Source organism: Limnothrix sp. FACHB-1083 (assembly GCF_014696485.1).
Classification (GTDB): Bacteria; Cyanobacteriota; Cyanobacteriia; order CACIAM-69d; family CACIAM-69d; genus CACIAM-69d.
This window is the reverse complement of record NZ_JACJQD010000003.1, coordinates 180,053-204,697: the sequence shown is the minus strand read 5'-3', so window position 1 is coordinate 204,697 and position 24,645 is coordinate 180,053. Positions and strand designations below refer to the sequence as shown.

Here is a 24,645-nt window from a genome sequence, read left to right as displayed (position 1 = left end):
ATCGCCCATGGTTACGAAAGGGTTGATTTGTTCTCCCATGCACCGAGGATTGTGGTTATTCAATCGATCGAGGATTGTTGTTTTGGCGCGATCGGTTGCGGTGCATGGGAGGGATGGGGAAAGGGTCGTTAATGGCCAAGCGTTCTCCCATGCACCCTACGGCTGTGGGGTGAAGGCGGTGGCGAGGTCGTCGGGGGGGCAGCCGAGGAGTTCGGCGGTGGCGGTGAGGATGTTGGGGTCTTGGGTTTGTTGGTAAAGACGTGCAAGGTTTTGTAGAGTTTGACCTGCATAAGTCTTATTATCTAATAATAAAAAGCTTTGAAGAGTCTGGAGGAAGTAATCAAGAGCCTGTGGAAAGCGTCCCTGGCATTGAGCTATCAATCCTAATTCACCAATGGTCTTAGCAATTTTAAATTCTGGAGCGCCATACTTATAGTCGATAGATAGAGATTTTTCAAAATATGCTAATGCTTGTTCATACGATCTCTCAAGGCGGCATAGCCTACCTAGTTGATGATAGATATCTGATTGATTGATTTCGTCATCTGATTGAATTCTAATTTCTAAAGCAATTTTGCACATTTCTTTCGAGGTGTTCAAATCTCCCAACTCTTCATAAATACAAGCCTTTTGCTGATAAATACATGCTTGACCGTGATGGTTTTTATACTCATTGAATATGATCAATGCCTTCTCATACTCTGCTAGAGCTTCCTCTTTATTCTCGGTGTCTTCTAGAAATAGTCCATAATTGTAGGAATGCACTCCTTGGGCTAAACTCCCTGGTTGAATGATATGACAGACTTTTTGATACCAGTTTTCTGCAAGAGAATTTGAACTCTTCTCTCTAAAAACGTTTGCAATTTGACCCCAGATATAAGATTGGGATTCGCTGGACTCAGTTAAGCCAAGGGCAATTTTATAGAATTCTTCTGCTTGCGTTAGCTCTTGATAGGAATAGTGAATATTCCCAATGCTGAAAATAGCATGGGAAATCATCTCTCGAAACCTTGGATCTGAATCTTCGCGGCATAGATCAAGAATTGCGAGATATGATTTTCTTGCATCGTCGAACTCATTGAGAGCACATTGACAAAAAGCAAGTCTTTCCCAAAAAACGCATATTTCCATTTTTAAGCTTGAATCATTCTCCAAAACTTTAGCTGCTGGCAAAAAATCTATTATTTCTTGAGATAGAATCAATGCATTTTTGTAATTTTGAGACATAAAAAGGCTCTGATAAAGACAGAAAAATGGTGTTAGAGTTTTATGAATTTTTAGGCATACTGATATCGCACTATGGATATTCTCATATTCTTTCTCAGCCAAAAAAGAACCTAGTTGTTGACTATTTGTCTCCGGCGACTGCATTAGTTGGTAATAAGCAGATGCTAGACCAAGACAGTGGTTATGAAAAGCAGAGTTGATCGCCGCCTTAACACTTGAGCCATGTATGTCTAGTTTCAATTTCAAGAAATAGGGCAAGGTCGGCTGAATCGTCAGCAATCGCGGCATTTCGGGCGAAATGGGCAACAACAGCCCCCAATCCACTGCCTCTTGCACCGCCGCTGCCAAAATCTCTGCGCCCGACTCCCCGAACCAAGCTGCCAAGGCCGGCTGCTCCGCCAACTGCGCTGCATACTGCTCCAAGCAATTGCCATCGCAATTAATAAACCCACTGAAGGGAGCCAAACAGAGCAACGCCTGCTGGGCCGCCGCCGACAGCGCCCCGTGGGAATAGTCAATGCAAGCAATGATGCTTTGGGTTTTGTCGCCCTGGGCCTGCGGATTGTCGAGGTTCACATCCGCCGCCTGCATCCCCGCCAAAATCTCGCTGGGGGTTTGGCGCTTCAGATTCCCCAACACCACCTCCATCGCCAACGGATAGCCATCCAACAGCTTCATCAACTGTCCAAAAGCTGGCTCATCCTTGATTTTGGCAATGCGGCGCGGGTCGCCCACCTGCCGCTCCAGAATTTTTTGGGCCAGGGTCGTGCGGGCATCGGCATCCAACCCCCGCAACCCCAGCCGATTGGTTCCATAGACCGGCTCCAGCCAGGATTCCGCCCCCCGCGACCCCAACAAAATCAGGGTTTTGCCCCCCACCAGCCCGCGCAACCAGTTGGCCAAAGCCCGCTGCTCCGACTCCGGCAGACAGTTGGGAATCGACAGGGCCGCCGCCGTCACCGATTCCAAATTGTCCAAAATCAAGGCATAGCGGCGCGATCGCAACAGTTGGGTCAGCTTGGCCAACCGCACCGCCAAGGGCAACGACTGGAACCGTAACCACCCCTCGGGATCGAGTTGCTGAAAAAGGCTGGCGGCGATTTGCTCCAGGCTGTGGGCCCGCTCGTCATAGCCAAAATAGAACGATCGCTCAATCAGCCCCGTCCGCTGCCACCAGTCCCGCAAGTAGCGCAGCAGAGTGGTTTTGCCCGTGCCGCCCATCCCCTGCAACAACAGGGCGTTGCGATCGGGCTGCAACAACCGCCGCTCCAGTTCCAAAATGTCCGTGTCCCGTCCCACAAAGCCATAGGTCGGCGGCTCAAAGCGATCGCGCTCGGCCTCCGCCGTCCACCGGGCCGCCTCTTCATCGGGAGTCAGGGGCCGCAAATTCAAATTCACCGTGCCGCCGCTGTAGACCACCGGCAACAGCCAATCCTCCAGCTCGATCGGCAGATTGAACCGGCCGGGGCGGGTTTTGGTTTGCCACAGCTCCCGCCGTCCCAACCGAATCGCCTCCATCACCGGCTGCTCCGTAAACAACGCCTGATAGAACCGCGTCATCATCAGTTCCGCCGCCCGCACCATCACCGAATAGCGCATGGCCACGATCGCCTGCATCCCCGCCTCCAGCAGCTTGGCCCCCAGGCTGGTTTCCGCCGCTGGCCCCTCGCCGTCGCTGATCTGCTTGGCGGACTGGCAAGCATTCAAAATGCAAAGGGGAATTTGCCGCGTTTGCAGCAGGGCCGCCACTTCCGCCGCTTCCACCAAAATCGACTGGCCCGCCGCTTCCCCTTCAAAGCTCAAAAACGCCCGATAGCCGTCATATTCGGGCAAATCCCCCAAACCATAGCCACGCCGAAAGGTTTGACCGCTGGCTTGGGCAGGGCGATCGAGCAGTTTGCTGGCCTCTTTATAAGTCAGCACCGACCCGTGCAAATCGAAGTGAACGGCGTGATAGAAACCGGGGCCCACGGCTTGCAGGTGGCGATCGAGCGCTTCCCAAGTGCCGGGCCGCAACAGCTCCACCTTCACCGGCAACTGAGCATTGGCGATCGCCTCCACCAAGGGCCGGGAAATCGTCCGGTAGTTCGCATCCTGGCTCCACTTGGGCCGAGCCGTCACCACCAACAAATTCAGCCACCCGGACGGCTGCACCCGAGCCGGATTGGAAACCGATCGCTTCGGATCACGCCGCACGATCGGGGTCATCAGTGACAGCGGTTCCGACAACTCCGGATCGCGCAGGGCTTCCCAATGCCACCCCTGAAACTCCGGTGAGCCGAGGATTTCGATCGTCACCGCGCCCCGCTCAAAGCAGTGCGATCGCCTCAGTTCCCGATAGTCCGCGTAGGCATCGGGGTTGGCTTTCAGCAGTTGCTCGAAGAGGTCTTGGCCGTATTGGGCGATCGCCGCCCGAGCGCGATCGGCCCGCTCCCGATCGAGCGTCGGAAACTGATACCACTCCTCAAAGAAAAATTCCAGATCCGCTTCTTCGTTGTTCTGAAACGGGTTCCGCAACGTGACGGGATAGGCGCGGCTGGTGTGGAGATCCTGGGCGATCGTGACTTCAGCGGTGAATTCATCAACGGTGGCAGCAACTTCGCGGATCTGGATGGTCGGCATAGGTGGGGCGATCGGGCCAGCAACTCCGCCCATCCTAACAACCTCACCAAGTCCCTAGTCGATCGTGAGGGGCAAGGAGCCTAACCCCCTTGTCTACGATGATTGGGGCACAACGAGTAGGGTGGGCACTGTCCACCACATATCTCGCCAAAACAGCATCCATCCTCAAAACAATGATTGCCGCTTCTCGCAGTGCGATCGAATTACTTTAGCGATGGGCTATAAGCGGAGGTGGGCATTGCCCACCCTACAGGCTACTTTTATTAGAAGAATCGGGGTTTCATTTGGTTGTTTTTGATGAAAAAACGGAGAAAATTGCAGAATGGAAGCCTTAGAAGTCAAGACAGCTCCTAAACTCGATCAATGGCGATCGCTCCTAGAAAAAATCCTTAGTGATTATGCCAAGTTGCCCTATCGCTATGGAGATGTGGCGACCTATTTAGTGGTTGGCCAAGATCGCAATCATTTCCTGCTCATGCAAGAAGGCTGGGAAGAGAATAATCGGGTGCATGGTTGCTTAGTCCATGCCGAAATTCGGAACCAAAAAATCTGGATTCACTACGATGGCATTGAAGGCGGGATTGCCAATGAGCTAACAGAGTTGGGAGTTCCGAAAGATCACATCGTCTTAGCGTTCCATGCTCCCACCGTTCGGCAATATACAGGCTACGCGATCGATTAACTCCAGCAAGAATTAGCGGTGGCCGCGTTGGGTTTCGCACTGCTCAACCCAACCTACTTGACTTGTTTGTGGTGAAGAAATAGACCGGCTATGATTCGGGTTTGGGTTCGGTGTATTCACAAAATACATTCAGACCGATTTTGAGCAAATACAACACCACAATTGTGGAAATCGCTGGGTCGATCGGTAAACCCGCCGCCGTGGTGACTGACACAATCAAGCCCGTTAATAGGGGTGCACTGCCGGGATTTTTGGTGTATTCCTGAAACTGGGCGCGCACGCCTTCATTGCCGCAGAGTTCTTTACGCAAGACTTTTAAAAGGGTTTCCCAGAGTTTTTGACCGCGCCCAAAGGTGCTGGGGGTTTCTGACTGATTCCAGAGGGTTTCAACGGCGCTGATCAGGTCGCCATCGTGTTGATCGAGGGCATCGATCGCCCGCAGGCCGGGGCCATATTCGGCTAGCAGGGTTTGGTAGTCTTGGCGCTCGGCGGGGCTGAGGGTCGCGGTCATGGGGCTAGTCGGTGTCGGGGCAATGGGTCGATCGTAGCAAAGGTCGTGGGGGCGATCGCGGCGGGCCGTGGAATCATAGACAGTAGTGTTTAGCCCCTGCCCGATCGCATGAGTCTGCTGTCTCTGAAGAATGCCCACAAGGATTTTGGAATCAAAGAAATTCTGCGGGATGGAACCTTTAGCATCGAGCCGACGGACAAAATTGGCTTGATTGGCACCAATGGTTCGGGCAAGTCCACGCTGCTGAAGATGCTGGCGGGGCTGGAGCCGATCGATCGGGGCGATCGGCTGGTGAACCCCAACTATCGGCTGGTCTATTTGCCCCAGGATCCGCCCCTCGATCCCGATCGCACAGTGCTGGAGCAGGTATTTGCCGATAGTGGCGAGCAAATGGCGCTGGTGCGGGAATACGAGGATTTGTCCCACCGGCTGGGCCATACGACGGGGCCGGAGTTGGATTTGGTGATGGCGCAGTTGGCCAGCCTGGGCGACAAGATGGCGGCGGCGGGTGCTTGGGAATTGGAAACCCAGGCGAAAATCGTGCTGTCTAAGTTAGGAATTGAGGATTTTGAAGCGAAGGTGGGGACGCTTTCCGGGGGCTATCGGAAGCGAATTGCGTTGGCGGCGGCGCTGTTAGCCCAACCGGATTTGTTGTTAATGGATGAGCCAACGAACCATCTGGATGCGGACTCGGTGAACTGGTTGCAAGATTATTTGCGTCAACAGTTTCGCGGGGCGTTATTGTTGGTCACGCACGATCGCTATTTTCTCGATCGGGTGACGAATCGAATCTTGGAACTCGATCGCGGTGATTTGTTCAGCTATGCCGGGAATTATGGCTATTACCTGGAGAAAAAGGCAGAAGCGGAAACGGCAGAAAACAGCCGTCAGCAAAAATTTCAAGGGGTATTGCGGCGGGAACTGGAGTGGCTGAAGAAGGGGCCAAAGGCTCGCAGTACCAAGCAAAAGGCCCGGATCGATCGCATCCAAGATATGCGCGAAACGGAGTTCAAAGCCAACCAAGGCAAGGTGGAAATTGCCACGGCGGGCCGACGAATTGGTAAGAAGGTGATCGAGCTGGAGAATTTGACCTATGAAGTGGGCGATCGGGTCTTGATTCGCGATTTCACCTATCAGTTTATGCCGGACGATCGCGTGGGAATCATCGGTGGTAATGGGGTGGGGAAATCAACCCTGATGAACCTGATTATGGGTAAGTTGGAACCCACGGCGGGCCAGGTCGATCGGGGCAGCACGATCCAAATTGGCTATTTTGATCAGCACTCCGATGATTTGTCTGATAAGGGCGATATGCGAGTGCTGAATTACCTGAAGGAAACGGCGGAACTGGTGAAAACTGCCGATGGGCAAATCATCACCGCCTCGCAAATGTTGGAGCGGTTTCTGTTTCCGCCGGATCAACAATATGCGCCGATCAGCAAACTTTCGGGGGGCGAACGGCGGCGATTATTCCTGTTGAAGGTGTTGCTGGAAGCGCCGAATGTGCTGATTTTGGATGAACCGACCAACGATGTGGATGTGCAGACCTTGGCGGTGTTGGAAGAATATTTGGAGGAGTTTAATGGCTGTGTGATTGTGGTGTCGCACGATCGCTATTTTCTCGATCGCACCGTTGAGAAAATCTTCGCCTTTGAGCAAGCTGGCCAGATTCGTCAATATCCCGGTAACTATTCGGTGTATTTGGATTTGCGATCGCCCGATGTGTCTAGCGATGCCTCTGAGAAAAATGGGCGATCGGCTGAGAAGAAGGCTAGTGCAACAACCACGACGGAGCCGGATCAAGGCAATTCATCCAAGGGGCGATCGCGCAAATTATCCTACAAGGAAAAGCGCGAACTAGAACATTTGGAAACCCATTTACCCCAGTGGGAAGAGGAAAAAGCGACCATTGAAAAGCGCCTCTATGAAAATCCCCCCAGTGGCTATAGCGAGGTCGAGAAGTTATCGCAAAAGCTGGCGGATCTCAGTCACCAAATTGATCAAGGAACCGAGCGTTGGCTTGAATTATCTGAGCTAGCTGAATCCTAGGATTCAGAATTCGATCACAACTGCCCAAGACAAGATGCTCAAGCCCCTTGCCCCCGACGATTCGGCTAATAGCTCTATCGAGATCTTCTATAGTAGTGATTGAAGGTTTCTCGCCGTTTTCCTCGCTGTTTTCTGTGTCACCCACCATGGTTTTTGCACCGTCGCTATCGGCTACTCGCCCCGATTGGGAGGCGATCGCCCGGGAATTTGTGAACGCCTTGGGCGATCGGGCGGTGATTCGCCGCAAAGATGAACTGCTGACCTACGAATGCGACGGGTTAACCAGCTATCGTCACCGGCCGGCGCTGGTGGTGTTGCCGCGCACCACGGAGCAGGTGGCGGCGGCGGTCAAGCTCTGCAATCGGTTTCGCGTGCCCTTTGTGGCGCGGGGGGCGGGCACGGGCCTCTCCGGCGGCGCACTCCCGATCGAGGATTCGGTGCTGATTGTCACGGCACTGATGAAACAAATCCTGAAGGTGGATTTGGACAATCAACGGGTGGTGGTGCAACCGGGGGTGATTAACAATTGGGTGACGCAGGCGGTGAGCGGTGTGGGGTTTTATTATGCGCCCGATCCATCGAGTCAAATTATTTGCTCGATCGGGGGGAATGTGGCAGAAAATTCCGGCGGGGTTCATTGCCTCAAATATGGCGTGACAACTAACCACGTTTTGGGTCTGAAATTGGTGTTGCCCGACGGGGAAATTGTGGAAGTGGGTAGCGCCGTGCCGGAGATGCCCGGTTACGATTTGACAGGGATTTTTGTCGGTTCCGAAGGCACGTTGGGCATTGCAACGGAAGTCACCTTACGCATTTTGAAAACCGCCGATGAAATTGCCGTTTTGCTAGCGGATTTCACCAGCATGGATGCGGCAGCCAAGAGTGTGGCCGACATCATTGCCGCCAAGATTATTCCTGGCGGTATGGAAATCATGGATAACCTCAGCATTAATGCGGTGGAGGACGTGGCAAAAACCAATTGTTATCCCCGAGACGCGGAGGCGATTCTATTGGTTGAATTGGATGGCCTGGCGGTGGAAGTGGAAGCCAACACCGATCGGGTGGCGCAAATTTGTCGAGAGAATGGGGCGCGGAATATTGCGATCGCCACCGACCCCCAGGAACGCCTCAAACTCTGGAAAGGTCGCAAATCTGCCTTTGCCGCCGCTGGCCACATCAGCCCCGATTACTATGTGCAAGATGGCGTAGTACCGCGCGGCAAATTGGTCTGGATTCTGCAAGAAATTGCCAAGCTGAGTGAGGAATATGGCTATAAAGTCGCCAACGTCTTCCATGCGGGTGATGGCAATTTGCACCCGTTGGTTTTATACGATAAGTCCGTGCCGGGACAACTGGAAGCCGTGGAGGAAATGGGCGGCGAAATTCTCAAGCGCTGTGTGCAAGCGGGCGGCACAATCTCCGGCGAGCATGGCATTGGTGCCGAGAAGCGCTGCTATATGCCCGATATGTTTTCGGCGGCGGATCTGGAGACCATGCAATGGTTGCGATCGGCCTTTGATCCCTTGCGCTTAGCCAATCCCGACAAGGTATTTCCCACACCCAAAACCTGTGGGGAAGCGGCGAATGCTCAGGCTCCAGCGCAGCGATTGGTTGAGGGAGTCGATCGCTTCTAAATACCCATCGCTAAAGAGCCATCCGGCCGGGAATCAATGAGCAGGGCAGAGATGGGGCGATCGAGCAATCTTGGATCAAGAACTCGATCGCCCGTTATCCCACCGCTTGCCCATCACTCATTGGCGCGATCGGGACTCATGACCTGGGGTTTCACCTGTAATGACAGGTTTTGTCCGTTGCGATTGATGGCAAAGGTGAGAGGACGGGTTATGCCCGTGGCTTCCACCATTTGCTGCACTTCGCTGGGATCTTCCACCACCTTGCCATCAATCTGAAACACCGTGTCTCCGGGGCGCAAACCCGCCTCCGCAGCGGGCGATCGGGGCATCACTTGCACAATCAGCACCCCCGCATCCAGTTCGATTTTGGCGTTGCTGTTCGGGTCTTCGTTGATCTGCTGCTTCAGTTCGGGCGTGAGCTTCACCATCCGCACCCCCACGAAGGCGTGATCTGCCCGGCCCTTGGCCACCAGTTGCTCGGCAATTTGGCGGGCCCGATTGATCGGAATCGCAAAGCCAATCCCCTGGGCCCCTCGGATGATGGCCGTGTTCATGCCAATCACGGCTCCCCGCTCATCGATCAGCGGGCCGCCGGAGTTACCGGGGTTAATGGCTGCGTCGGTTTGGATGAAGTTCACCCGCTTGTCCGGTACGCCGACCTGATTGCTCGATCGCCCGGTGGCACTAATAATTCCGGTGGTGACCGTGTTGTCCAGCCCCAGGGGGTTCCCGATCGCGATCGCCCATTGTCCCGGTTGCAACTGGTCAGAGTTGCCCAAGTTAACCGTCGGTAAATCCTTCGCGTTGATTTGCACCACCGCCACATCCGTCAGGGAATCCGCCCCAACCACCTTGCCGTCAAACTTGCGCCCATCCTTTAGGGTCACGGTCACTGAAGTGGCTCCCTCCACCACGTGGGCATTGGTGAAAATTTTGCCGTCATTGGTCACCAGAAAGCCCGAACCAGAGCCACGGGTTTCTCGTTCCTGGGGGGCGGGCCCTTCTTCTCCAAAGAAGCGACGGAAAAAGGGATTGCTAAATTCACCGGGAATTTCGTTCCGAACGGTGCGGGCGGAGTCAATGCGCACCACGGCTGGCCCCACGCGATTGACCACGGTGGTGACGAAGTTGCCAGGGTTGTTGGCATTGGCGGCAGATCCCAACGGCAGCGACACCGGCACGGAACTGGTGTTGGGTAGGGAGGCCAGCTCGCCCCCATTGGCTAAAATTCCCCAAGCATTAGGCGACACCATCCGCACCCCTGCCAAAGCCGCCCCCGCCCCAAACAGGATTAGGGAAACGTAGAGCAGGGCCTTCGATCCGCCGCCGGAACGATTGGGGGGATTTTGAAATTGCACCCGATCGGGGCGATCGTTGGGAGATGTCATGGCAGCTTTCGGCAGTCGAAACGTCATCGGGCTGTGTCCTTATCCATTCTGGCCTGTTTGACCCCAATCTAGTCAGCTTGTTTGACGGGGTTATGGTACAGACATGACGCGGTGATGACGCTTGCGCGGCAAATGGTTCATGCTGGGCCAGCGGAGAGCCACGGTTAGGCCATGATAACGAGGGGATTGCTGGATCTTGATTGCTGGATCTCGCTGTCCAGATCTCCTACTTTGGGTTCTTATCCGCTGACGTTATGGCTCCTTTGGTATCTCCCCCGCAACCTGAACCATCCGCCCATCCCCGATCGCCCCGCTTGAGTCCACCCCAGGCTCCCGCTTCCCCCAAGCTGCCTGCTAGTGGGCCCGATTGGTGGCTGTTGGCCCGCCAGCGCTCCGTGGTGCAGCGGGCCCTGCGTACCTCGCTGTTTGTGGGCACGATCTTGGTGGGCATTAATCACGGTGATGCTCTGCTGCGGCGCGACTGTCCGCCCGATCGCCTCGCCAAAATTGGGCTAACTTACATGGTTCCCTATTTGGTGGCCACCTTTGCTTCCGTTTCCACCCTGCGGGAATTGGGGCGATCGCCCATGGCCGAGCGCGAGGACAACGGTAACTAGGATCCCGCCTGATCCCGCAGCCGTCGCAATTCCGCCTGGAGCCGTTCCACTTCTTGGCGCATGGCATCCAGATTGGCCCCACCATTGGCCGGATCTGCGCTCACTTCCGCGTCCAAAATTTCAATGCGGCGCGGCTCTTGGCCGGCGGATGGTTCGCGGCTGGGGGCGCTGTCTTGGGATTGTTGAATCAGGGCTTCCACGGCGCGGCGAGCTTCTTCGGTGGACATCTCGCCTCTTGCCACCATCTCATCGGCCAGTTGTTGCAGTTTGCTGGGCAAGTCGGTGAAGGTTTCACTGGCCTTTTCACCGGCATAGCTGGCAAGGCCAACACCCAAATACAGGGCTTTTTGCACCAAGTTACCGAAGTCAGGCATGTTGCTTGCTCCTGAGAAAACGGGTCGATCGAACGGATGGGCAAAATCGAGCGGCGACCGGAGCCAAAGCCCAAGGGCCCAGCACCGGGGCAAACCCGCCAAGGATTCGCATCCAGCCTAGCGCGGGAGTTCCCCGATCGCGCCGTTCTTTCCAGCGAATTTCGGGTAAATTCAGGGCAAATCAACGGCTATGGTGTTGTCGAGATTGGGCAAGCGGCAATGGTTGGCTGGCTTGCTGTCTGGCTTGTTGTCTGGCTTGTTGTCTGGATCATTCCTGGATCGTTGTCTGGCTCATCGATAGATCACGATCAATCACCTATAGGATCATCAGGATCATCTTCATCCATAAATCATCCATCGATACTGGTATCGATACGGGTAGAGAGATACTTGTAGAGCGTTGTTGAACACGATCGATTCCTGGTCAAAATTGCCAGGGATGGCCAAAACGCTTGTTCGCCCGGCGGTTTTGCGGCTGAATGGGCGATCGTCTGCCCTGTTTGCTCTGGTCACTGGCTCCGCTTGCTGGCCCGGTTTGCTTGAGCAATTTGCTGGCGAAATGGCTTGTTTTTGCTGCTTGTTTTCGCTGCTTGTTTTCGCTGTTTTCTTCTGTTGCTCTTTCTTGTTGTTTTTTGAGGAAATTCCTGTGGTTGCCGTTGCGATTCTTGCGGCCGGTAAAGGCACGCGCATGAAATCTGATTTACCCAAGGTGTTACATGAATTGGGGAGCAAAAGCGCGATCGCCCGAGTCTTGGATAGCCTGTCTCAATTATCGGTCGATCGATGCCTGACCATTGTTGGCCATCGAGCAGACTTAGTGCGATCGCACCTGGCCGCCTGGCCACAAATGGAATTTGTGGAACAACAGGAGCAACGAGGAACCGGCCACGCCGTTCAACAATTACTCGCTCCTTTAGCGGACTATGAAGGCGATTTGCTGGTGCTGAATGGGGATGTGCCGCTCTTGCGCCCAGAAACCCTAGCCAACCTTCTGAAAGTTCATCAAACTCACCAAAATTCTGCCACCATTCTGACAGCACAACTGGCGAATCCCCAGGGCTACGGTCGCGTTTTTTGTGATCAAAATTTGATTGTCCAAGAAATTATTGAAGACCGAGATTGCAGCCCCGAGCAACGCCAAAATTGCCGAATTAATGCCGGAATTTATTGTTTTCGCTGGTCGGCATTGGCGGCTTTTTTACCCCAGCTCAAAAATGACAATAGCCAAGGGGAATATTATTTAACCGACGCGATCGGGGCCTTGGATCCGGTCATGGCTTTGGATGTGGCCGATCCGGAGGAAATTTGGGGATTTAACGATCGGGTGCAACTGGCGGCGGCGGCCCAGGTGTTGCAACGACGCACCAAGGAGCAATGGATGCGATCGGGCGTGACCCTGATTGATCCCAGCAGCATCACGATCGACGATACGGTCACCATCGGCCCTGATGCGATCATTGAACCCCAAACCCATCTGCGCGGCCACAGCTCGATCGGAGCCGGAGCCAGAATCGGCCCCGGCTCACTGATTGAAAACGCCACGATCGGGGACGGCTGCCAAGTGCTCTATTCCGTGGTCACCGACAGCGAAATTGGCCCTAACAACCAAGTGGGGCCCTTTGCCCATGTGCGCGGCCATGCCAGCACGGGCCCCGATTGTCGCCTGGGGAACTTCGTGGAACTGAAAAATGCGCAATTGGGCAGCAACACCAAAGCCTCCCATCTGTCCTATTTGGGTGATGCCACCTTGGGTGATCGGGTCAACATCGGCGCAGGAACGATCACGGCGAACTACGACGGCGTGAACAAACACCGCACCACGATCGGAGATCGCAGCAAAACCGGTGCCAACACAGTGCTGGTGGCTCCCGTCACCATTGGCCAAGACGTGACGATCGCCGCCGGTTCCACGGTCACCGAAGACGTGAGCGACGATGCCTTGGTGATTGCCCGATCGCGCCAAGTCGTCAAACCCGGTTGGCGCTTGCCCAGTGCCGACTAGGCGCGTACTCCAAATAGCTGTTGATGAACCTCTTCCCATCGGGCGCTATCGAACTGTTGCAGTTCCTAGCGCCCGATGTTTTTTCAGAATGATTTTCAGAGTGATTTAAGGAAAATTTTAGAAAAATCTGCCAAATTACCGACTCAGAATGGCTTTTTCTCTAAAAAATACCTGGAGCATCGCCATTTCGAGAGCAGCTTGGCGCAAGCCCCGTCGCTGACGGACTTGAAGAAGCTCAGTGACACAATGCACGCCTGATGACGATCTCGATCGCAGCGAGTAAAGATTTGTATCACAGAATACGGTCTATTGCGATCGCCTTGATCTTCCGCAATGATCACGCTTTCTTACTGGGGTGAATCACCTGGCCAGCGCACCCAAAGCGTCATATTAGAAACGTAGATTCGACTGCGAATGTCGATGCAGGGGTGAATTATGCAACCGCCCGTTCGACTATTGCCCTTTGCATTGTCCGAGTTATTTGCCCAAGTGACGGCGACCGGTCGCCTCACCCTCGCCGATCGCTACGGCTTGCTCGCAGCGCTCCTGGACGACTCGATCACGGAAGAGGAACGAGCCTCTATTGATCGTCTTTTGCGATCGATTCGTCGTGGGCGGGTGGAGATAGTGAACGATTTGTCCACACTGGTGTAGTGGGGTCAGCAGATTACAGGATTCAATCCTGAAGGCTACCTTGATCTCCTCAAACTCAGTCACAGCAATCGTTTCGGGTCGGCGGTCAACCCCTTTGGCCGCCATCCACCCAAGGGCAACAACTCCAACGATCGGGCTGAAGCATCACAATTCCCTCGCGATCGCGCCAGTCAAATCCACACCGCTTTTGCATCTCAGTGCGGTTTCTAGGCAACCCCTGAGATGCCGAAAGCCCTTAAAGCACACTCAGCACAGCTAAAGCGCCGTCCGACAGAGCCGGCGCTTTTTTCGTGTTTTTCCGGTTTCTCCTGGCTCAGAATCGGATCCCGATCGGCCAGCGGTCAATTGTGGTGGACAGGCGGCGATCGTTGCAGCCCCAAAAGGGCGGGGCTGGAACCCCTGTTTTCTGATAAAATTTTCGGCAGCTTTTAATAAAATTCGTGTTGGAGAGGATACCCACAATGGAAGCCGCCTTGCTGTTGGCCAAGTTGCCCGAAGCTTACTCCGCCTTCTCGCCGTTGGTTGACGTTCTGCCGATTATCCCTTTGCTGTTCCTGGCGCTGGCCTTTGTGTGGCAAGCTGCTGTTGGTTTCCGCTAAAGCACGACACCTTTCGGCTAGGCCTAGGCTAAAAACCAGCCTGTTGAACCCCGTCCTCATCCAAAATTGTCCAAAAGCGTCCAATTCTGTCCCAGCCTCGCTGAGTTTCTCTAAGTTGCTCTGAGCTTAATGACCTGAGATTTCCTGTCTAGGTTTTGGCTCAACGACTGGACATTTGAGCGCGCGATCGGGAGCGATCGCCCACTGATTCAGCTCAGTTCAACGCAGCTTTCCTGAATTAGATCAACTCAGATTTTCATTATCTTCTGACCAAAAAGGCGTACGATCGTGCGCTTTTTTTGTGTCTGCCAACATCCAAGTTAATTGCTCTGGAATTGCTCTGGAATCACTTTGGAATTGCGCTGGCAGGCTGAAGCTCTCACCACGAAAGTATCAAGCGGTGGTTTCTGATCCCTAGAGTCCGGTAGCCACAGGATTAAGCTAGGGCAAATTTCCAGGAAATCTTGCTAGGGAAAATAACTAGAAGAAACTTGCCCCCAAATCTTATCCTTCTCGGCTCTTATCCTTCTCGGCGCAGGTTTCGATATTGATAAAACACAAACGCATCAAATAAAACGCAAACAAAGCTACAGGCCAACCCAATGACCAACGTGCCTTGAATGGGGGAGCCATTACCAAAAACAGTTAAAAATAAAATGATGTGCTGCAATGTCGTGGCCGCAATCATATTCAAAACCGGCACGTAAACCCAAACCCCGATCGCCAGCAGCAAGATGCCCAAACCCGCCACGGGAATCAGAAAACCCAAGCTGGCGGCCAAAATTAAGGACTGCAATAGATCAATCAGCATTGTGTTTACGGAACTCAGGCGATCGCGCACCATTTGGCTATCAATGACCAATCCGGGACAACGCCCCGATCGCCCCCCGATCGCCCCCAAAACCTGTGCAATTTGTTGATACATTTCCACCCATCCTTGCATCGCCCCAATCCTCCCCGCTAAAACTTTCCCTGAGGCGATCGCTCCATAGTCTCAGCATTCACCCTGAAGCCGCATCACGGGTCTTGGCACACTTTCCAATCCAACACCAACTCCACTCAGCGATTGAAATCGGGGTTATTGGGCTGTTTGTTTCCTGACGATTGAGTTATGGCCGTGGGGCCGATCGCGTTTGTTGATGTTGATCCAGTTGATGTTGAGCCATCGGAGCGCTGGCTAAGGGTCTCCTGGGGTTGGAGCAGAATTTTCAGTCCGGTTTAAAAATGCACCCGATCGGGCAGTGAGTGATGAGGATGATTGCCTCGCTAGCTATGCCCCGTTGCTCTGCCCATCAATATACTTCCAGAATACGAATTGATTTTAGGGCTTTCCGTTGAAACACCGGTTTTGTCAAAAATCTTCAATATCAGACCTAATTAGACTCAAAAGGATGACGAATTATCAAATAACGATGTGAAAATACGATAAAAAATCATTACGCTTTTCCTGCTTTTGCATCATAGTTGACAATTGCCTTGTTTCCGTTTGCCTTGATTTGTTTCTAATCATGTTTCTAATCGTGTTTTGAGTCACGACTGTTGAGTCGCAACCATTGATCAGTGACGATTAATGAATGACTTTGTATGAATCATGCAGCGATTTTCTGTAGATTCTTTATGGATTTTTAAATTTTTGTGAACAACTAATTTGGCAAACATCAGAAATCGCCCAGACCTGCAACGAGGTCATGGGCGATCCGAGGAACTAGAACGAGTTAATGGACGCGAGCAAGAACTCCAGCACCAAGTAACAACTGTTTAGAAACTGGTTGAATCAAAGAATGCAAACCAGCTCAAAACGGACATGAGATTGGCGCAAGATTAGCTTGCCCTTAAGACAGCCACTCTAACTTGGCTTCTTCCTTGCTGTTGGTGTTGCGGGCGGGCGTTTGGCGCTCGAACTTCATGTGAATCGATCGCGTCTGTTCGCCATCGGCCGCCACTGCCATGATCGGATAATCGATCGTGCCGTCTTGGAAGGACATCTGGAAGCGGAATGTCCCATCGGGATTCAGTTTGATCGGTTGTCCGCCGATCGTCACCGTGGCATCGGGTTCCGTGGCTCCGTAAACAATCAGTTCCGCATCGGCCACCAGCCAGAATTGACGCGGGCGGATGGGCGGCATCGAAGCCCCAAACCCAATCCCGGACATCATCATGCCCACACCGGACATGCCCATCCCCGAGGCCGACAGCGCCCCCGGCAGACCCGGCGCACCCACTGCACCAGCCCACATGCCCACGCCCGAGGGGAAGACATAGGAGCTGATGGCTTGCTCGCCCAGGTGCTGGATCGAGCCTGCGGGAACGGAACCGGGCACATGCTGCATGGAACCAAAGAGGGAACCGGCCACACGCATGGCTTCGACTCCGGCGGCCATTCCAAACACCTGTTGGTAAATGGCGTTTTCGGCGGCTTGGGCGGCTTTTTGGGCGGGAGGAATCAGGGTGGCCACGGTGGTGCCGCGCAGATCCTGTTCCCAATCAACGGTTACAAATACGTCTTCGATCCAGTCGGAGGGATACACGGGCGGAATCCGAACCGGGGCCGATCGCGCCAGCACGAGCCACCGGCCGTCGCCGCAGCGGTAACCAATTTCGATCGCGTAGTCCCGATCGCTGATCGGAATGGGCAAGTACCATTCCCGAGCCAATTCATCGCAGGGGAACTCTTGAACCGTGTGGGCCCGTTGGACACTCAAGTCCAAATCGGTCACGTCATAAACCCGTAACGCAAGCTGAAGACCCCCTTGGGCCCGCAACTCAGCTTTGTGCTCGTTGGGAATGTCCCAATAGGTGTAGGCCCATTGGGGATCGCGAGGCAACAGAAGAATCCGACTTTCGCCATAGCCACCGGGCAGGTCGGGCAATCCTTCATCAACACCGGAGAGAGTTTCCGGATCCAAAATCAGCTCTTCGGAGAGGTCGGCGAGGTTGTTCGGTTGTCCGAGGTCGAATTTTGCAGCTTCCACAGCTTCTTGGGCCTCAATGGTACGAACGGGAATAACTTGGGCGATGGCTGGCGGGGCGGTGGGTGGCGTAGGGCTAGATGCCGGCAGACCAGCCGATTTGGTCTGAATGGAGGCCAAAAGCTGATCTTTCCGCATTCGGCTATAGCGCGAGATACCTAACTCGCTGGCAACACGGCGCAGTTGGCGCAGTGTCATTTCCTCTAGGGGTGGACGTTCTTTGGGCGCGCTCATCAACTCGAAAGCTCCTCAGCGTATAGGGCAGGCCATCAAAGGGCGATCGCACGTCAATAGCAGCAATGATGCCTTGGGCACGGTTTGGGATGGGCGATCCCAATCTCAGCTCTTGATGGCCGTTATCCTACTGAACTCGATCCCCACCCGTCGAGGGCGATCAAGCTTAATATCAAGATTTCATGACATATTGATCCGGATGTGCAAAACCCACTTCAGAAAATGTCAGGTTTTCTTGACTTATCCGAATTGAGAAGGGGCCCTACGCGATCGGGTCAGCGGCTGGCTGCCCCACCGGCAACCGCAGCCGAAACGTGGTTCCCTGCCCCAGGGTCGATTCACAGTTGATTTGGCCCCCGTGGCGATCGACCACGATTTGATAGGCGATCGCTAGCCCTAGGCCGGTTCCCTTGCCCACCGGCTTGGTGGTGAAGAAGGGATCAAACAACCGATGGCGAATGGTTTCGGAAATGCCGATGCCATTGTCTTGGATGACCAATTCCGCTTGGGGGCCCTGGTCGGTTTTCAGGGCCACCGTTTGCAGGGTGATGGTGGGTGTCCACCGGGCAGTTTCTCCTGAGCTTTGTTGAGCCATCTGCTGCTGCCAGGCCTGATCGAGGGCCTCGATCGCGTTGCTGAGGAGATTGATGAATACCTGGTTGAGCTGCCCGGGATAGCACCAAACGGGCTGTAGGTCGCCATATTGCTTAACGATGCGAATTTCTGGGCGATCGCTATACCGCTTTAGGCGATGAGACAACATTAGCAACGTGCTGTCGAGGCCATCGTGCAAACTCACGGGTTTGAGATCTACCTGATCTAAACGTGAGAAATTACGCAGGCCCTGCACGATTTCCTGAATCCGTCGAGTCCCTTCCTCCATGGATTGAATCAGGTTCGGCAAGTCATCCAGCACAAAGGTTAATTCCTCGGTGTCGATGGTGGCATTGGCTGCCGGGTCGATCGCCTCTGATCCTGCTCCAGATTGCGTGAGTCCCAACAGGGCTAAACAATCCGTGAGTTCTTCAATGTATTGCCGCAATACCCCCAAGTTGCCATGGATAAATGCAACGGGATTATTGATTTCGTGGGCAATGCCCGCCACCATTTGCCCCAAGCTGGACATCTTTTCAGTTTGAATCAGTTGGGCTTGGGCACTTTTGAGATCCTCAAGGGCCTGGGCTAAATCGGCCGTTCTTGTGGTCACCCGACTTTCTAGGGTTTGATTGGCAGATTCCAGAGCAATCAGGGAATTGCGGAGGTGGTCGGCCATGCGGTTAAAGGCCTGGGCCAGCTCATCCAATTCGCGAATATCAAAGGTTTCCGCTCGGTGGTTAAGCTGACCGGCCGCCAACTGGCCAGCCGCCCCGGCCAGAGACTGCACGGGCCGCCCCAAACGACGCGCCATCACCAGGCCCAGAAACACAGCCAGGACGATCACCAAACCGCAGAGCAGGGTTGTGACGCGGCGATTTGCCTCAATTTGCCCCATGAAGGCCGATCGAGGCACAGTGGCCACAATCACCCAATCGAGGCCATCGGAATCCCGCCAAGGGGAAGTCCAGAGGAGATAGGTTTGGTGATCGACCTGGAAGGTTTCTGATAGGGGACTAACCACGGCCCCCAAACCGCCTTTTTGATTCAAATGATCGAAAGCGGCGACCAATCGCAGATCATTGCTGGTGCGGGCAGTGATCCGCTCCAGGGTTGATCCCTGTTCGGACGTTTTGAGCACAAACAGGGGTTGCTCGTTGCTGCTAGCCACCAAGTTTCCGTTGCGCTCCAGAATGGTGATGGTTAATTCTGGGTGAACGTTCAACTCCTTGAGCATGGCGCTGATGCGGGCCAACAACAGGTCAACCCCGATCGCCCCGATCGGTTGGCCACGGCGATCGCGAAAGGGAACGGCGTAGTTAATTGACACAAACTCTGGGGTGCTATCCCAAGCGTAAATGGCACTCCAGCCAGGACGGTTGCGCCGAATGGCCGCCTGATACCAGGGTTCTTTGCGGTGGTCATAGGAATACACCCCCAGCCGTTGCTGGCGACGACCCAGCCGATCGGCCCGATATTCCTCATAGCGCCAACCCAAGGCGGCCGATCGCTCCCCCACAATCAGCCCATCCCGCCCCACCCCGGAGCCTGCAAACTCCCCCGTGGCTAAGCCGAAGTTGATGTAGCTGGCATCGAAGGCCTGGCGTAATTGCCAGCTATATTGCCCCACCTGTTGCAAATTCTGGGGAGAGACCAACTCCGAGTTGAGGGCCATCAGAAACAGCCGGGTGGCCCGCTTGGGTTGCTCAAAGTATTGGGCTAGGCCACCGCGAATCCGTTCCCGGAGTTGCAGGTGCAGGCGATCGGACAGCTCTTGGACTGATTGCTCTCCCGCCCACAGGGACAGGGCCCCGGCCACCACCACCGCCGCACAGGAAAGGCTCACAAACGGAAACGTTAGCACCCAAGCCAGCGATCGCCGCTTGGCCCGGGCAGAAATATCGGGAGGGCGAAAATAAGGCTCCATGGAATTGGGGGTTGTGGGGACTTTCGCAATCATTGGCTCAAAGTTGGGTCTAGACGGCGATGCTTCCCCGGCGACAGCGGTTAAATCAAGGGGCAATTTTGCAATTGCTTGAAACGCCTAACGCCAAGCGATCAACAAGCAATCAACAAGCGATCAGAGGCGTGGCGCTAGACCCCGCTGCCCCGTGGGCCATGCGGGGAGTTGAACTCACGCGCCCGATCGATGGAGGTCAGACGGGTGGGTGAATTCTCTTCGTTATGATTGCCAGAATTACCGATCTATTCAGCGATCGCCCTCCCCTCCGGTCGTGATTCCTTGGTTTTGCGGGGGCGATCGGCTCAAGGTCTTTGGGTGACTGCTTTCTAGCCCCCGCGTGACTGATCCAGATCCCCAAGGCGATCCAGATCACAGTGAGCGAATCGCGGTGGGCAAATCACGGTAGGCAAATTACGGGGGGCAAATTACGGGGGCGATCGGGTCAAGGGTCAAGAACCGATCGCCAACCCAAGGCCATCAACAGGCAGCGCCATCAACAGGCAGACACCAAAACCTAGCCCGGCCAACGTTGGGGCGGTAAAACCGCATTGCGAAATTTGACTGCACAATTTCACCGCAAATTGCACCGCGAAATTTGATCGCAAAATTTCATGATTTGGCAGCAAAATCGGCCGAATACCTGGCTCCTTGGCTGCCGATTGTACTCAGCCGCCCATCCACACCGCTACAACCAGCGAGCTTGGTTCACGCGCCACTGTGCCAAAAGCTGCTGCTCTCGTTCCGGCGAAAGACCCGCCTTTAAATCCGCTTGGCGCGATCGATCCCAAGACCACAGATCGCGCACCGTGCCCGCCAGGGGGCGACATTTCAGACCAGCGGCCGCCGCCCGGCGAGTATCCATGCTGGTGAAGCCGCGCATGGGAGCTTCCTTGCTGGGGATCCAAAGGGGTAGCTCTGTCCAGGGCGCAACCCCCGCCTCTAGTAAAAAGTCCTCATGCACCCAATCGATCAGCGCATCGCTGCGGGTGACTCGGGCGCATTCATCCAACACTTTGTCTAGGGTGAGGGATTTTTCGGCAGTGCCAACGTTGTAAACCCCCGATCGCTGGGTTTCGCAGGTTTTGATTAGCCAAGCAGCCAAATCACGGGCATCGATCAGTTGTACCCACTGTTCCGGTGGCGATGGGGCTAACACGTCACCCCCTTGGGCCAGGCGACGCACCCAGTAGGTGAAGCGATCGGTGGGATCATAGGGCCCCACGATCAAGCTGGGGCGAGCAACCAACAATCGATCGCCAAAGGTCTCGGCCAACAGTTGCTCGCAACCCGCTTTCAGGGATCCGTAGTCATCGCCGGTTTCGATCGAGGCTTGGTCATCCAAGAGGGGCGATCTCAGGGGATCGTTTTCCGTGATCCCCGGCAACCCAAAATCTTCGTAAACGGAAATGCTGGATAGGTAGACGTAGTGACCCACCGCATTCTGGAGCCGGGCGGCCGTATAGCGAGCGGCTCGGGGCACGATCGCGCTGGTGTCGATCGCGCTGTCCCAGGTGCGATCGCTCAGGGCGGCCAGGTCATCCGTGAGCCGATCGCCCACCAGCCGCTCCACTGTTGGGAAGGGTTCCGGGTTGCGCCGCCCCCGAGTCAGGATGGTGACCTCATGGCCGCGAGCCACGGCCGCATCTACCAGATGCCGCCCCAGAAAGGTTGTTCCGCCCAAGATCAAAATTCGCATAGCCGTTGATTGTACTAGACCAACGGCCTGCGTCGCCTGTGGAGGGTCATCAACAGCTCTCGGGTCGATCGAGCCGGTTGCTCCCGGGCGATCGCTGGGCCGTAGCCCTCAACGGTGTTTTAGATCTCAACAGCCTTTTAGGCAGCCATTTCCTGGGGTTCCGGCTCGGCCTGCGGCTCAATGGCTAAGGTTTGGGGGGGTGGGTTGATGCCGTAGCAGTCTTGGCGAATTGTCCCCGTCAGTTGGCGCACATCGTCGCCGTCTTCCCCCAATGTGAGCAGTAGATGAGAAGTCAGTTCTAAAGCCGCTTCAAACTCCGGTTGCACCACCTCTTTGGCTCCCAAATTGGTCAGCCGCTCAATTTCCGCGCCATCGCGGGCCCGGGCGATCGCATCCAAATCGGGAGCAATCTTCAGGGCATGTTGCAACACCAAGCGGGTACTGGCGGGATCGGGTAACGCAATCGCCAGGGCCTTAGCGCGATCGATCCTGGCTTTTTCTAACACCAACTCCGAATCCGCATCCCCAAATAGGTAAGGAATTTTCGCTTCCCGCAGTTTATTAATGACGGCTTCGCTATTGTCAATCACCAAAACTGGATAGCCTTGATCGCGCAAAACTTTAACGATAGTTTGACCAATTCGCCCATAGCCCGCCACCACCACTTGCCCAGCCAGTTCGTCCGGCATGGAGGTTAATTTTGGCTCCCCCAGACCCGAAAAATACTTGTTAACCCAAGACCAACGCCCCGCCACTTCCACAATCCAAGGCGCGGTGGCCAAAGACAGCGGAGTGAGCATTAGGGCGATCGCGGTGGTTCCTAGTAGCAGCAAATACAGCTTCTTATCAATTAAGCCCATGGCCAAACCTTGGGCCGCCAAAATGAAGGAAAATTCTCCAATTTGGTTAATGCCAAATCCGGCAAAAACTGCCGTTTTAAAGGAATAGCCAAATCGCAAAACCACTGGAGTGACGATCGCCGCTTTGCCGATCATTACTAACACCACCAGTCCCAAAATGGGAAAAATTTCTTCGATCAAAAGGTGGGGATCAATTAACATCCCGATCGAGGCAAAAAAGAGGCTGGCGAAGGTGTCCCGCAACGGCAAAATTTTCGAGAGTGCCTGATCGGCCTGGTCGAGTTCGGCAATCGTCACACCCGCCACAAAGGCTCCCATCTCGATCGACAGCCCCAGTTCCGCCGTCACGAAAGCTACGCCCAAACACCAGGCGATCGTGGTCAGCAAGAAAATTTCATTACTTTCCGTGGCCGCCACTGCGCTCATTAAGCGCGGCACAACCCACTTACCCGCCAGAATGGCCGCCCCCAAAAAAGCCGAGGCCTTCAGCAAGGCGATCGCCAACGCCTGCCCCAAGTCTTCCGGTTGGGTCAAGGCGGGCAGCACTGCCAACATCAATCCCAAAGCGATGTCCTGAGCAATCAGAATCGCCAGCATCACTTGACCATGGGGGGTGTTGGTTTCGCCCCGATCGCTCAAGGTTTTCAGCACCACTGCCGTTGACGACAGGGCCAACACCACCCCCAAAAACACCCCCTCGGGCAAATCCTTCGCCCAGCCGGTGAGCGTGGTGGCCGCCGCCACGATCGCGGTGGTTAAGCCCAGTTGCAGCAGGCTGCCCTCGATCGCAATTTTGCGAACGCGCCCCAATTCTGAGAGAGAAAATTCCATCCCCAACGCAAACAGCAGAAACGCCACCCCAATTTCCGCGAGGGCTTCAGTTTGGGCTGCATCGCTGAGTAATTGCAAGCCGAAGGGACCAATAATGAGACCCGTCACCAAATAGCCCAAAATAACCGGCTGTCGGAGCTTATTGGCGATATATCCGCCAATAGCAGAGGTTCCAAGGACGGTTGCAAAGTCAAGAACAATGCCGTGTTCAATAGCCATCCTGAGCGCGATCCCGGGCTGATTGCGTAAGGTACTGCTCTTACATTAACGGAATTTACGGAAAATGTAAGATTCCTTAACGAAACGGCGAAGTGCTTCAGGCATCACCCATTCAGCACAGAGGGCGATCGGGGATCTCCTCCCGATCGCCCTCATTTGGGTCGCCAATTTGGAACGGGTTTGGGGGCAACGGTTAACCAATTAACCAACGTTCACCCGATCGCCCCACGTTTTTGTGGCCGGTACAACTACAGCCAATAAACCTTCAGGCAATAAGCCTTCAGGCAGTAAAGCTACAGCAAATACAACAGCGCAAACAACACAATCCACACCACATCCACAAAGTGCCAGTAGAGTTCGGCTGCTTCGATCCCAAACTTACTTTGGTTGCTGTAATGACCTTCACGGCGCGATCGCCACAACACCGCCAAAATCAAAAACAGCCCAAAGCAAACGTGCAGTCCATGGAAACCCGTTAGCACATAAAAAGTGCTCGCAAACAGATTGGTGGTCAGGCTAAATTCCAAGTGGAAATATTCATAGAGCTGCCCCACCAAAAAGATGGCCCCCATGGCGGCTGTGATCCCAAACCATAGGCGCATTCCCTTCACATCATTGGCCCGAATGGCATCATCACCCTTGTGGATCACGAAGCTACTGGAAATCAGAATTAGGGTGTTAATGCCTGGCAATAATAGCCCCAGCTTCGGCGTGCCTTCCGGGGGCCAACTGGGCGCAACCGATCGAAAGGTTAAATAGGCCGCAAACAGGCCCAAAAAGATCATCGCCTCCGCCACCAAAAACAGAGCAATGCCAAACAGCCGCAAATCGGGATGATGTTCCTCGCTGCCATGGCTAGTGCTTTCGAGGGCGATCGACTGTTGAGAATCAACTGCGGAACCTTGCATAGAAACCCAAAA

18 protein-coding genes and 1 pseudogene are annotated in these 24,645 nt (G+C 54.6%); 8 read left to right on the top strand and 11 right to left on the bottom strand.

Annotated elements, in window-relative coordinates; all coding sequences use genetic code 11:
• Positions 1 to 156: 156 nt before the first annotated feature.
• Entirely contained in the window at positions 157 to 3,882 is a 3,726-nt protein-coding gene (locus H6F46_RS05060; protein ID WP_190353811.1) for a tetratricopeptide repeat protein, read from the bottom strand.
• 289 nt (positions 3,883 to 4,171) lie between these two features.
• Between H6F46_RS05060 and H6F46_RS05055 the strand changes: the two genes are divergently transcribed.
• The gene (locus tag H6F46_RS05055) at positions 4,172 to 4,531 is read left to right on the top strand and encodes a XisI protein (protein ID WP_190353810.1); all 360 of its coding nucleotides are present in this window, start codon (positions 4,172 to 4,174) and stop codon (positions 4,529 to 4,531) included.
• Positions 4,532 to 4,619: 88 nt separating this feature from the next.
• Here the strand turns inward: H6F46_RS05055 and H6F46_RS05050 are convergent, their stop codons facing one another.
• Entirely contained in the window at positions 4,620 to 5,042 is a 423-nt protein-coding gene (locus H6F46_RS05050; RefSeq protein WP_190353966.1) for a hypothetical protein, read from the bottom strand.
• A 108-nt stretch (positions 5,043 to 5,150) separates the two neighbouring features.
• Between H6F46_RS05050 and H6F46_RS05045 the strand changes: the two genes are divergently transcribed.
• On the top strand, positions 5,151 to 7,091 hold the full coding sequence (locus H6F46_RS05045; RefSeq protein ID WP_190353809.1) for an ABC-F family ATP-binding cassette domain-containing protein: 1,941 nt from the start codon (positions 5,151 to 5,153) through the stop codon (positions 7,089 to 7,091).
• Positions 7,092 to 7,237: 146 nt separating this feature from the next.
• Positions 7,238 to 8,725, top strand: coding sequence for a glycolate oxidase subunit GlcD (gene glcD, locus H6F46_RS05040; RefSeq protein WP_190353808.1), 1,488 nt, complete (start codon positions 7,238 to 7,240; stop codon positions 8,723 to 8,725).
• A gap of 113 nt (positions 8,726 to 8,838) precedes the next feature.
• On the opposite strand, the gene H6F46_RS05035 is transcribed toward glcD, so the two are convergent.
• The gene (locus H6F46_RS05035; RefSeq protein ID WP_199291397.1) at positions 8,839 to 10,140 is read right to left on the bottom strand and encodes an HhoA/HhoB/HtrA family serine endopeptidase; all 1,302 of its coding nucleotides are present in this window, start codon (positions 10,138 to 10,140) and stop codon (positions 8,839 to 8,841) included.
• A gap of 227 nt (positions 10,141 to 10,367) precedes the next feature.
• Between H6F46_RS05035 and nrtS the strand changes: the two genes are divergently transcribed.
• Positions 10,368 to 10,730: a nitrate/nitrite transporter NrtS gene (gene nrtS / locus H6F46_RS05030; protein ID WP_190353807.1), complete on the top strand. Its 363-nt coding sequence runs from the start codon at positions 10,368 to 10,370 to the stop codon at positions 10,728 to 10,730.
• Here the strand turns inward: nrtS and H6F46_RS05025 are convergent.
• A complete protein-coding gene (locus H6F46_RS05025; RefSeq protein WP_099532858.1) occupies positions 10,727 to 11,104 on the bottom strand; it encodes a phasin family protein in 378 nt (125 codons plus the stop codon). The two genes, nrtS and H6F46_RS05025, sit on opposite strands and share 4 nt — an antisense overlap.
• A gap of 646 nt (positions 11,105 to 11,750) precedes the next feature.
• Between H6F46_RS05025 and glmU the strand changes: the two genes are divergently transcribed.
• From glmU to H6F46_RS05010, 3 genes are all read left to right on the top strand, one after another.
• Positions 11,751 to 13,106: a bifunctional UDP-N-acetylglucosamine diphosphorylase/glucosamine-1-phosphate N-acetyltransferase GlmU gene (gene glmU / locus H6F46_RS05020; protein WP_190353806.1), complete on the top strand. Its 1,356-nt coding sequence runs from the start codon at positions 11,751 to 11,753 to the stop codon at positions 13,104 to 13,106.
• 435 nt (positions 13,107 to 13,541) lie between these two features.
• Positions 13,542 to 13,760 (top strand): hypothetical protein, encoded by a 219-nt coding sequence (locus H6F46_RS05015; protein WP_099532855.1) that lies wholly within the window; start codon positions 13,542 to 13,544, stop codon positions 13,758 to 13,760.
• Positions 13,761 to 14,221: 461 nt separating this feature from the next.
• On the top strand, positions 14,222 to 14,359 hold the full coding sequence (locus H6F46_RS05010) for a photosystem II reaction center protein K (RefSeq protein ID WP_099532854.1): 138 nt from the start codon (positions 14,222 to 14,224) through the stop codon (positions 14,357 to 14,359).
• Between the two features lie 520 nt (positions 14,360 to 14,879).
• Here H6F46_RS05010 and H6F46_RS05005 read toward each other — a convergent pair.
• The 4 genes and pseudogenes from H6F46_RS05005 to H6F46_RS19760 form a co-directional block, all read right to left on the bottom strand.
• Positions 14,880 to 15,302 (bottom strand): hypothetical protein, encoded by a 423-nt coding sequence (locus tag H6F46_RS05005; RefSeq protein ID WP_099532853.1) that lies wholly within the window; start codon positions 15,300 to 15,302, stop codon positions 14,880 to 14,882.
• Between the two features lie 889 nt (positions 15,303 to 16,191).
• Positions 16,192 to 17,562 carry a DUF4912 domain-containing protein gene (locus H6F46_RS05000; protein WP_190353805.1) on the bottom strand — a complete coding sequence of 457 codons (1,371 nt, stop codon included), beginning with the start codon at positions 17,560 to 17,562 and terminating at the stop codon, positions 16,192 to 16,194.
• Positions 17,563 to 17,824: 262 nt separating this feature from the next.
• Entirely contained in the window at positions 17,825 to 18,670 is an 846-nt protein-coding gene (locus H6F46_RS19765) for a sensor histidine kinase (RefSeq protein WP_370567091.1), read from the bottom strand.
• A gap of 159 nt (positions 18,671 to 18,829) precedes the next feature.
• Positions 18,830 to 19,831: pseudogene (locus H6F46_RS19760) on the bottom strand (cache domain-containing protein); the annotation flags it as partial.
• A 662-nt stretch (positions 19,832 to 20,493) separates the two neighbouring features.
• Between H6F46_RS19760 and H6F46_RS19125 the strand changes: the two are divergent.
• The gene (locus H6F46_RS19125; protein ID WP_190353803.1) at positions 20,494 to 20,637 is read left to right on the top strand and encodes a hypothetical protein; all 144 of its coding nucleotides are present in this window, start codon (positions 20,494 to 20,496) and stop codon (positions 20,635 to 20,637) included.
• A gap of 167 nt (positions 20,638 to 20,804) precedes the next feature.
• Here H6F46_RS19125 and H6F46_RS04990 read toward each other — a convergent pair whose 3' ends face one another.
• From H6F46_RS04990 to H6F46_RS04980, 3 genes are all read right to left on the bottom strand, one after another.
• Entirely contained in the window at positions 20,805 to 21,815 is a 1,011-nt protein-coding gene (locus tag H6F46_RS04990) for an NAD-dependent epimerase/dehydratase family protein (protein WP_190353802.1), read from the bottom strand.
• Positions 21,816 to 21,952: 137 nt separating this feature from the next.
• Entirely contained in the window at positions 21,953 to 23,725 is a 1,773-nt protein-coding gene (locus H6F46_RS04985; protein WP_190353801.1) for a cation:proton antiporter, read from the bottom strand.
• Between the two features lie 293 nt (positions 23,726 to 24,018).
• The gene (locus H6F46_RS04980) at positions 24,019 to 24,633 is read right to left on the bottom strand and encodes a heme-copper oxidase subunit III (protein ID WP_190353800.1); all 615 of its coding nucleotides are present in this window, start codon (positions 24,631 to 24,633) and stop codon (positions 24,019 to 24,021) included.
• Positions 24,634 to 24,645 lie beyond the last annotated feature (12 nt).